Raw genomic sequence first — 9,870 nt, 5'->3', positions numbered from 1 at the left:
GCTCCAGCGTCTCCGCCCAGCCGGCGAGCCCGACGGCCCGCCGGTGCAGCTCCTCGATCTCGCGGGCGRGCTCGGCTACGGGCAGCAGCTCGGTTTCCGGGCCGTGGGGCCGCGCAGGTGCCCCGGAGCCCGCGGCAATCCCTGTCCGCTCGACGCGACGGTGCCCGCCCGCAGCACGGGCGGCCAGTGCCCCGAGTGCGCGCGCCTCGACCGGCTGCACTCGGTGGCGGCGGACACGACCGCCGACGACCCGCGGCCGTACCGCGTGTACCTCGCCTGGTTCGGGCCCGGGATGGTCAAGGTCGGGATCACGGCGGAGGCCCGGGGCGACGCCCGGCTCCTCGAGCAGGGGGCCGTCGCCTTCGGCTGGCTCGGGCGGGGCCCGCTCATGGCCGCGCGGCGGACCGAGGAGCTGCTGCGGCACGCGCTGAAGGTGCCCGACCGGATCCCGTACGCGCAGAAGCGCGCCGTACGCCACGACCTGCCGCCCGTCGCCGAGCGCGCCCGCGAGATCGAGGAGCTGCACCGGCGGGCCGTCGGGCTCGCCGGCTGGGCGGAGACGCTGGAGCCGCTTCCCCCGCGGGTGCACGACCACGGCGAGGCGTTCCGGCTCGACGCGCTGCCGCCGCTCGACGGCGCCGTCGCCGAGCTCGTCGACGGCGGCGCGGTCACCGGCCGGCTGCTCGCCGCCGCCGGCCCCGACCTGCACCTCCTGGACCCGGCGGGGCGGGCGCTCGCCCTCGACACCCGGCTGATGAGCGGCTGGGGACTCGTCTCCGCCTCCCCCGGCCCAAGGTGATCCACATGACCCCGAAACCGGTGGCGGGCCTCGAACCGCCCTACTACACCGCTGTCTTCACCTCGGTCCGGCCCGACCAGCCCGAGGGATACGCGGAGACCTCCGCCCGGCTCCAGGAACTCGTCCAGGAGATCCCCGGCTTCCTCGGCTACGAGTCCGCCCGCACCCCCGGCGGCCTCGGCATCACCGTCGCGTACTTCCGCGACCTCGACGCCCTCACCGCCTGGCAGCACCAACCCGAGCACCAGGCGGCCAAGCGCCACGGGCGGGAGCACTGGTACGAGAGCTACAGCGTCCACATCGGCAGGGTCGAGCGGAGCTACGGCTTTGACCGGAACTGACCCCCGGGCCCTCGCCGAGCGGCTCGGGCTCCCCGGGCTCGTCGACGTCCACACCCACTTCATGCCCAAGAACGTCCTCGACAAGGTGTGGGCGTACTTCGACGCCGTCGGGCCCCTGACCGGCCTGGAGTGGCCCATCACGTACCGCGAGGAGGAGGAGCGCCGGGTCGCCCTCCTCAGGGAGTTCGGGGTCCTCGCGTTCACCTCGATGCTCTACCCGCACAAGGCCGGCATGGCCCGGTGGCTCAACGGCTGGGCGGCCGACTTCGCGGCCCGCACCCCGGACTGCCTGCACACGGCGACCCTCTATCCGGAGCCGGAGGCCGCCGGATACGTCCGGCAGGCCCTGGACGGCGGGGCGCGCGTCTTCAAGGTGCACCTCCAGGTCGGCGGCTTCGATCCCAACGACGAGCTGCTGGACGTCTGCTGGGGCGCGATCGCCGAGGCCGGCGTGCCGGTGGTCGTGCACTGCGGTTCGGGGCCCGTGGCCGGGAAGTTCACCGGGCCCGGTCCCGTCGGGCGGCTGCTGGCCCGCCACCCCGGGCTGCGGCTGATCGTCGCGCACATGGGGATGCCCGAGTACTCCGACTTCCTCGACCTGGCCGAGCGGTACGAGGGCGTCCACCTGGACACCACGATGGCCTTCACCGACTTCAGCGAGCGTCTCGCGCCCTTCCCCGTGGACGAGCGCCCGCGCCTGCTGGCCCTCGGCGACCGGATCCTCCTCGGCTCGGACTTCCCGAACATCCCGTACCCGTACGCCCACCAGCTGGACGCGCTCGAAGGGCTCGGGCTGGGCGACGACTGGCTCCGCGCGGTCCTCCACGACAACGCCGCCGAGCTGTTCTCGCTGCCCCGGGGGCGGCGCCCGGACGGGGCGCGCGGCGGCCGGTCCGGGGGTCCGGACGGTTCTCAGGGAATTCACAGGTAAGCGCAAGGAGGATCTCAGCGCCGGCGGACAGCGTGGCAGCATGACCGCCATCACGCCGCATCGGCGCACCGACATGCTCCGGCCCGACGGCTCCGCCGTCCGTGTCCTCGTCGTGGACGACGAGGCGTCGCTGGCAGAGCTCCTCTCCATGGCCCTGCGCTACGAGGGCTGGCAGGTCCACAGTGCCGGCGACGGGGCCGGGGCCCTTCGCGTGGCGCGGGAGTTCCGGCCCGACGCGGTGATCCTCGACATGATGCTGCCCGACATGGACGGCCTGTCCGTGCTCGCCGGGCTGCGGCGCGAGCTGCCCGAGGTGCCGGTGCTGTTCCTGACGGCGAAGGACGCCGTCGAGGACCGGATCGCCGGGCTCACGGCGGGCGGCGACGACTACGTCACCAAGCCGTTCAGCCTGGAGGAGGTGGTGGCGCGGCTGCGCGGGCTGATCCGGCGTTCCGGCGCCGCGCAGGCGCGCAGCGAGTCGCTTCTCGCCGTCGGTGACCTCACCCTCGACGAGGACAGCCACGAGGTGACCCGCGGGGGCGAGTCGATCCACCTCACGGCCACCGAGTTCGAGCTGCTGCGGTACCTCATGCGCAACCCCCGCCGGGTGCTCAGCAAGGCGCAGATCCTCGACCGGGTGTGGTCGTACGACTTCGGCGGCCAGGCCAACGTCGTCGAGCTGTACATCTCCTACCTGCGGCGGAAGATCGACGCGGGCCGCTCCCCCATGATCCACACCCGGCGCGGCGCCGGGTACCTCATCAAGCCGGGGGAGTAGCCGCCGCATGTCCGCCCCGACCCCGCGGGTCACCTCGTGGCTGTCCTCGTCGAGGGTGAGGTCACCGACGGCGAGAAGCGACTCGCTGCGCGCCTGCGCGGCGCCGGAACGCCGGATCAGCCCGCGCAGCCGCGCCACCACCTCCTCCAGGCTGAACGGCTTGGTGACGTAGTCGTCGCCGCCCGCCGTGAGCCCGGCGATCCGGTCCTCGACGGCGTCCTTCGCCGTCAGGAACAGCACCGGCACCTGTCCGCGCCGGTCCCGTCCCGCCCGGCCGCCCCGCGCGCCGCGCGGCGGCGGTCCCCGCGGACCCGGCCCTGGTCGCTGCGGACCCGGCTCGTGGTCTCCGCCGTCACCCTGATCGCGGTCGTGGCCGCCGTCATCGGGACGGTGACGACGCTCGCCTTCCGCTCCTACCTGTACGACCAGGCCGACCGGCAGCTGCGCGGCGTCTCGAACCGGGCCGCCGGCCCGCCCGGCGCCCCCGACGTCCCGGAGAGCCCGCGGAGCCCCCTCGGCTTCGTCCTCGGGCCCGGCACACCGCTGGGCACGGTCGGCGCGGAGGTCGTGGACGGCGAGCTGAAGGAGGCCAAGGTCTTCGACGGCAACGGGGAGCCCTACGACGGCCCCCGGTCCACGTCCCTCGACGCGGCCCAGCGGACCGCCCTCGCCGCCGTCCCGCGCGACGGCGAGCCGCACACGGTCGAACTCCCCGGCGGACTCGGCGACTACCGGGTCGAGTACGCCTCCGGCGCCCGCGGGGACTACCTCACCGGCATACCGCTGGCCGAGGTCCAGGACTCGCTCTCCACCCTGGTCCTGGTCGAGTTGAGCGTCACCGGCGCCGGGCTCGTCGCCGCGTCCCTCGCCGGCGGCGCCCTGGTGGGGATCGCGCTCCGGCCGCTGCGCCGGGTCGCCGCGACCGCCACCCAAGTCTCCGAACTCCCCCTGCACAGCGGCGAGGTGGCGCTCGACCAGCGGGTGCCCGAAGCCGATCCGCGGACCGAGGTCGGGCAGGTCGGCGCGGCCATCAACCGGATGCTCGACCACGTCCACTCCGCGCTCCACGCCCGCCAGCAGAGCGAGACCCGGGTCCGGCAGTTCGTCGCGGACGCCAGCCACGAGCTGCGCACACCCCTGGCCTCGATCCGCGGCTACGCCGAGCTGACCCGGCGCGGCCGGGAGGAGTGCGGTCCCGACACCCGGCACGCGCTCGGGCGGATCGAGTCCGAGGCCACCCGGATGACCGGCCTGGTGGAGGACCTGCTGCTGCTCGCCCGGCTGGACGCCGGCCGCCCGCTCTCGCGCGGGAGCACCGAGCTCGCGCCGCTGGTCGTGGACGCCCTCTCCGACGCCCGCGCGGCCGGCCCGGACCACCACTGGCGCCTCGAACTCCCGGGGCACAACGTGGCGGTGGAGGCCGACGACGCCCGTCTCCACCAGGTCCTCGTCAACCTCCTGGGCAACGCCCGTACGCACACCCCGCCCGGCACGACGGTCACCGCCCGGGTGCGGGGGGACGGCGACCGGGCGGTGCTGGAGGTCGAGGACGACGGCCCCGGCATCCCCGCGGACCTCCTCCCGTCCGTCTTCGAGCGCTTCGCGCGCGGCGACGCCTCCCGCGCACGCCGTGCGGGCGGCGGGAGTACGGGCCTGGGCCTGGCGATCGTCCGCGCGGTCGCCGTGGCGCACGGCGGCGACGTGACCGTGCGCAGCCGTCCCGGCGCGACCGTGTTCGCCGTGTCGCTGCCCCTCGGCCGCCCCGCGGAGGACACCGTCCCGGCGGCCGCCGCGGACTCACAGGCAGGGCACAGGCTCATCACACAGCCGTGACAGCGGCCCCGGCGAGGGTCGTCGGCATGCGAACCCAATCGACAACGGGACCCACGCCCGGCACCCTTCCCGCCCGGGAGCACCTGCCCGTGGGCGCGGCCGGGCGGCCCGTCCTCGACGTGGTGATTCCCGTCCACAACGAGGAGAAGGACCTGGAGCCCTGCATCCTGCGGCTCCACGAGCACCTCTCCCGCACCTTCCCCTACGGCTTCCGGATCACGGTCGCCGACAACGCCTCCACCGACAGCACCCCGGTCGTCGCCGCGGGCCTGGCCGACGAACTGCCCGAGGTGCGCTCCGTGCGCCTGGAGCAGAAGGGGCGGGGCCGTGCGCTGCGGACGGTGTGGTCGCACTCGGACGCGCCCGTCCTCGCCTACATGGACGTGGACCTGTCCACCGACCTCAACGCGCTGCTGCCGCTCGTCGCGCCCCTCATCTCCGGTCACTCGGACCTGGCGATCGGCTCACGCCTGGCGCGCTCCTCGCGGGTGGTGCGAGGGCCGAAGCGGGAGTTCATCTCCCGGGCCTACAACCTGATCCTGCGCGGCTCGCTCGCCGCCCGGTTCTCCGACGCCCAGTGCGGGTTCAAGGCGATCCGGCGGGAGGTGGCCGAGCGGCTGCTGCCGATGGTCGAGGACACCGGCTGGTTCTTCGACACGGAGATGCTGGTGCTCGCCGAACGGGCGGGGCTGCGGATCCACGAGGTTCCCGTCGACTGGGTCGACGACCCGGACTCCAGCGTCCACATCGTGCGGACGGCGAGCGAGGACCTGAAGGGCGTCTGGCGGGTCGGGCGGGCGCTCGCGACGGGTTCGCTGCCGCTGGACCGGCTGGCCCGCCCCTTCGGCGACGACCCGCGGGACCGCCGGCTCGCCGGGGTGCCGCGCGGACTGGCCCGTCAGCTGGTCGGCTTCTGCGTGGTCGGCGCGCTGTCCACCCTCTTCTACCTGGCGCTCTACTCGCTCTTCCGCACGGGCGCCGGCCCCCAGCTCGCCAACGCCGCCGCCCTCCTCGTCTCGGCCGTCGCCAACACCGCGGCCAACCGGCGCCTGACCTTCGGGGTGCGGGGACGCGACCGCGCCGTCCGCCACCAGGCGCAGGGCCTCGTGGTCTTCGGGATCGGCCTCGCCCTGACCAGCGGTTCGCTGGCCGCGCTCGGCGCGGTCGGCGGCGACCCGGCCCACTCCACCGAGCTGGCGGTGCTGATCACCGCCAACCTCGCCGCGACGGTGCTGCGTTTCCTCCTCTTCCGGCTCTGGGTCTTCCCGGACTCCGACTCCACCGCAAGGACCTCCCGATGACCTCGACGACTCACGCCCGGCCCGACCGACCGTGGCACGTACGGCTCCGGCGCGGGCGGCCCGACGACGCCCCCTGGGTCCGGCCGGCCTTCCTGGGCCTCCTGCTGGCCACCGCCGCGCTCTACCTCTGGAACCTGAGCGCCTCCGGCTACGCCAACTCCTTCTACTCCGCGGCCGTGCAGGCCGGCGGCGAGAGCTGGAAGGCCTTCTTCTTCGGCTCGCTCGACGCGGCCAACGCCATCACCGTCGACAAGCCGCCTGCCGCGCTGTGGCCGATGGCCCTGTCCGTACGCCTCTTCGGGCTCGGCTCCTGGCAGATCCTGGTGCCCGAGGTGCTGATGGGCGTGGCCACCGTGGCGGTCCTGTACGCGGCGGTCCGGCGCCGGTTCGGCGCGGGCGCCGGGCTGATCGCGGGCGCCGTTCTCGCGCTCACGCCGGTCGCCGCCCTGATGTTCCGCTTCAACAACCCGGACGCGCTGCTGGCGTTGCTCATGACGGTCGCCGTCTACTGCGTCCTGCGGGCGCTGGAGCAGGGCGGGACGAAGTGGCTGGTGGGGGCCGGGGTGGCCTTCGGATTCGCGTTCCTCGCCAAGACGCTGCAGGCGTTCCTCATCCTGCCGCCGCTGGCCCTGGTGTACGCGGTGTGCGCGCCGGGCGGTCTCGGCCGGAGGATCGGCCGGCTCGCGCTCGCCGGTCTGGCGATGGTGGTGTCGGCCGGCTGGTGGGTGGCCCTGGTCGAGCTGTGGCCGGCGTCCTCCCGGCCGTACGTCGGAGGCTCGCAGAACAACAGCTTCCTGGAGCTCACCTTCGGCTACAACGGGCTCGGCCGGCTCAACGGCGACGAGACCGGCAGCGTGGGCGGCGGGGCCCGCGGCGGGGGCGCCCCCGGCGGCGCCGAGTTCGCGGGCGGCGAGCTGCCGGCCGGGCCGGGCATGCCCGGTGGCGGCGGTGGCGGTGGCTGGGGCGAGACCGGCATCGGGCGGATGTTCAACGACGCCGTCGGCGGCCAGGTCTCCTGGCTGCTGCCTGCCGCGCTGCTCCTGCTGGTCGCGGGTCTGCTGGTCACGCGCCGCGCGGCGCGTACGGACACGGCCCGCGCGGCGTTCCTGGTCTGGGGCGGTTCGCTGCTGATGACGCTGGCCGTCTTCAGCTTCATGGCCGGCATCTTCCACGAGTACTACACGGTGGCCCTGGCCCCGTACATCGCGGCGCTGGTCGGCATGGGCGCGGGCGTGCTGTGGGAGGAGCGGACCCGCTTCGCCGCCTCGGCGGCGCTGGCGGTGTCGGTCGCGGCCACGGCGGTGTGGGGCTGGGTGCTGCTGGGCCGGACGCCGGACTGGCTTCCCTGGCTGCGCTGGGCGGTGCTGGTCGCCGGCGTGGTCGCGGCCCTCGGGCTGCTGCTCGCCGGCCGGGTCGACCGCCGGATCGGGCTCGGGGTCGCCGGTCTCGGTCTGGCGGCGGGGCTCGCGGGACCGTTCGCGTACACGCTGGCGACGGTCGACGCGGGGCACCAGGGCTCGATCGTGACGGCCGGTCCGGCGGGTGGCGCCCTGGGTGGCCGGGGTCCGGGCGGCGGCGGCCGGGCGGCGGCCGCGGACGGGCAGGGCGGCGGGAACGGCCGGTTCCCCGGTGGCGCCATGCCGGGCGGCCAGGGCGGCCAGGGCGGCCAGGGCGGCCAGGCCGGTCAGGGCCCCGGCGGCGGCACGGGCATGATGCCCGGCGGCCAGGGCCAGGGCGTGCCCGGCGGTACCCCGCCGCAGGGCACACCGGACGGCCAGGGGCGGCGCGACGGGGGTCTCGAACGCTTCGGCCCGGGCGGCGGCGGTGCGGGCGGTCTGCTGAACGGCGCGAGCGTCGGTTCCCAGTCCAAGGCCGCGCTGCTCGACGGCGCGGACGACTACACCTGGGTCGCCGCCGCGATCGGCGCCCAGAACGCCGCCGGCTATCAGCTCGCCACGGAGAAGCCGGTCATGGCGATCGGCGGCTTCAACGGCAGCGACCCGTCCCCGACCCTCGCGCGGTTCAAGCAGTACGTGGCCCAGGGGAGGATCCACTACTTCGTCGGCGGGGGCGGCGGAGGGGGCATGGGCCCCGGCGGCGGCACGAGCTCGGAGATCTCCACGTGGGTCGRCGCCACCTTCGAGCAGGTCACGCTCGACGGCTCGACCTTCTACGACCTGACCCGGAAGAAGTAGCCCCGGCGGAGGCGTACCGGGCCGCGGGCTTCCCTGAGGAAGCGGCCCGGGAGTAAATCGCTATACAGCGTAAGAGCCCCCTTGTACGGTGTACGAGCTCGACTCACGTACACCGTACAAGGGGGCCTCATGACGGCGACGACCGCCGGTACCGCACCCACCGCCGGACAGACCGCCGGCGGCCACCCGCAGCGCTGGCTGATCCTGGGCGTCATCTGCCTCGCCCAGCTCACCGTGCTGCTCGACAACACCGTCCTCAGCGTCGCCATCCCGTCGCTGACCTCCGAACTCCACGCGTCCACCACCGACATCCAGTGGATGATCAACGCGTACTCGCTCGTCCAGTCCGGTCTGCTGCTCACCGCCGGAAACGCCGCCGACCGCTACGGCCGCAAGAAGCTGCTCGCCGCCGGCCTCGCGCTCTTCGGCCTCGGCTCGCTCGCCGCCGGCCTCGCCGGCTCCACCGCCCAGCTCATCGCCGCCCGCGCGGGCATGGGCGTCGGCGGCGCACTCCTCATGACCACCACGCTCGCCGTCGTCATGCAGATCTTCGACGACTCCGAGCGGGTCAAGGCCATCGCGCTCTGGTCCACCGTCGCCTCCCTCGGCTTCGCCGGCGGACCGCTCATCGGCGGCGTGATCCTCGACCACTTCTGGTGGGGAATGATCTTCCTCGTCAACCTCCCGGTCGCGGCCGTCGCACTCGTCGCCGTGCTGAGACTGGTCCCCGAGTCGAAGAACCCCCAGGGCGAACGCCCCGACCTGCTCGGCGCCCTGCTCTCCACCATCGGCATGACCGCCGCGGTCTACGCGATCATCACCGGCCCCGAACACGGCTGGACCTCCGCCGAGGTACTGCTCCCGGCCGCCCTCGGGGTCCTCGTCCTCGGCGCCTTCGCCCGGTGGGAACTGCGCACCCCGCACCCCATGCTCGACATGCACTTCTTCCGCAACCAGACGTTCGTGGGCGCCGTCGCCGGCTCGATCCTCGTCGTCTTCGGCATGGGCGGCTCGCTCTTCCTGCTCACCCAGCACCTGCAGTTCGTCCTCGGGTACGAGCCGCTGGAGGCCGGCCTGCGGATGGCCCCGCTCGCCCTGACGATCGTCGCCCTCAACCTGACCGGGATCGGGCCGAAGATCGTCACCAGGCTTGGCACCCCGCCCACCGTCGTCCTCGGCATGACCCTGGTCTCCGGCGGTCTCACCTCCATCGCGCTGCTCGGCGGCGGCACCGACGGCAGCTACGGGGGCATGCTCCTCGGCCTGCTCCTGATGGGCGGCGGCATCGCCGTCTCGTCCCCCGCCATGGCCAACGCCATCATGAGTGCGATCCCGCCCGAGAAGGCGGGAGTCGGCGCCGGCGTCAACGGCACGCTCGCCGAGTTCGGCAACGGCCTCGGCGTCGCCGTGCTCGGAGCCGTACTCAACGCCCGCTTCGCGACCCTGGTCGCCGTCACCGCCACCTCGCTCCCCGCGGCACTCGCCGCGGCCGGCACCGACGCCGAACGGGCCGAGATCTCCGACGCCTTCGCCTCCGGACTCCAGACCAGCCAACTCGTCGGCGCGATCGCCGTCTTCGCGGGCGGCCTGCTCGCGGCGGCACTGCTCCGGCGCGCGCAACGGTCGGCGAAGCGGTCCACCGCGGCGGCCGGACCGGACACGGCCGCTGCATAGCATGGGAGGGGATCGCTG

8 protein-coding genes and 1 pseudogene are annotated in these 9,870 nt (G+C 74.3%); 8 read left to right on the top strand and 1 reads right to left on the bottom strand.

The window, feature by feature from the left end; genetic code table 11:
• Nucleotides 1–43 precede the first annotated feature (43 nt).
• From EAO71_RS18375 to EAO71_RS18360, 4 genes are read left to right on the top strand one after another with little or no spacing between them, the layout of a single operon-like run.
• On the top strand, nt 44–799 hold the full coding sequence (locus tag EAO71_RS18375; RefSeq protein ID WP_147978703.1) for a DUF2797 domain-containing protein: 756 nt from the start codon (nt 44–46) through the stop codon (nt 797–799).
• A gap of 5 nt (nt 800–804) precedes the next feature.
• Complete coding sequence (locus EAO71_RS18370) at nt 805–1,140, top strand: antibiotic biosynthesis monooxygenase family protein (RefSeq protein ID WP_147978702.1); 336 nt, start codon at nt 805–807, stop codon at nt 1,138–1,140.
• On the top strand, nt 1,127–2,071 hold the full coding sequence (locus EAO71_RS18365) for an amidohydrolase family protein (RefSeq protein ID WP_147978701.1): 945 nt from the start codon (nt 1,127–1,129) through the stop codon (nt 2,069–2,071). Before EAO71_RS18370 ends, EAO71_RS18365 begins: the two co-directional genes overlap by 14 nt.
• A gap of 40 nt (nt 2,072–2,111) precedes the next feature.
• A complete protein-coding gene (locus EAO71_RS18360) occupies nt 2,112–2,849 on the top strand; it encodes a response regulator transcription factor (protein ID WP_147978700.1) in 738 nt (245 codons plus the stop codon).
• 21 nt (nt 2,850–2,870) lie between these two features.
• Here the strand turns inward: EAO71_RS18360 and EAO71_RS18355 are convergent.
• Nucleotides 2,871–3,101: pseudogene (locus EAO71_RS18355) on the bottom strand (response regulator); the annotation flags it as partial.
• Between EAO71_RS18355 and EAO71_RS18350 the strand changes: the two are divergent.
• The 4 genes from EAO71_RS18350 (at nt 3,096) to EAO71_RS18335 (ending at nt 9,852) form a co-directional block, all read left to right on the top strand.
• On the top strand, nt 3,096–4,682 hold the full coding sequence (locus tag EAO71_RS18350; protein ID WP_147979377.1) for a sensor histidine kinase: 1,587 nt from the start codon (nt 3,096–3,098) through the stop codon (nt 4,680–4,682). The pseudogene EAO71_RS18355 and the gene EAO71_RS18350 overlap by 6 nt on opposite strands.
• A 26-nt stretch (nt 4,683–4,708) precedes the next feature.
• Nucleotides 4,709–5,983, top strand: a complete 1,275-nt coding sequence (locus EAO71_RS18345; RefSeq protein ID WP_147978699.1) for a bifunctional glycosyltransferase family 2/GtrA family protein — start codon at nt 4,709–4,711, stop codon at nt 5,981–5,983.
• Nucleotides 5,980–8,178, top strand: a complete 2,199-nt coding sequence (locus tag EAO71_RS18340) for an ArnT family glycosyltransferase (RefSeq protein ID WP_147978698.1) — start codon at nt 5,980–5,982, stop codon at nt 8,176–8,178. Before EAO71_RS18345 ends, EAO71_RS18340 begins: the two co-directional genes overlap by 4 nt.
• 129 nt (nt 8,179–8,307) lie before the next feature.
• The gene (locus EAO71_RS18335) at nt 8,308–9,852 is read left to right on the top strand and encodes an MFS transporter (RefSeq protein ID WP_147978697.1); all 1,545 of its coding nucleotides are present in this window, start codon (nt 8,308–8,310) and stop codon (nt 9,850–9,852) included.
• The last annotated feature ends 18 nt before the right edge of the window (nt 9,853–9,870 follow it).

Source organism: Streptomyces sp. MS191 (assembly GCF_008042125.1).
Lineage (GTDB): Bacteria > Actinomycetota > Actinomycetes > Streptomycetales > Streptomycetaceae > Streptomyces.
This window is presented reverse-complemented; position numbering and strand designations above follow the sequence as displayed.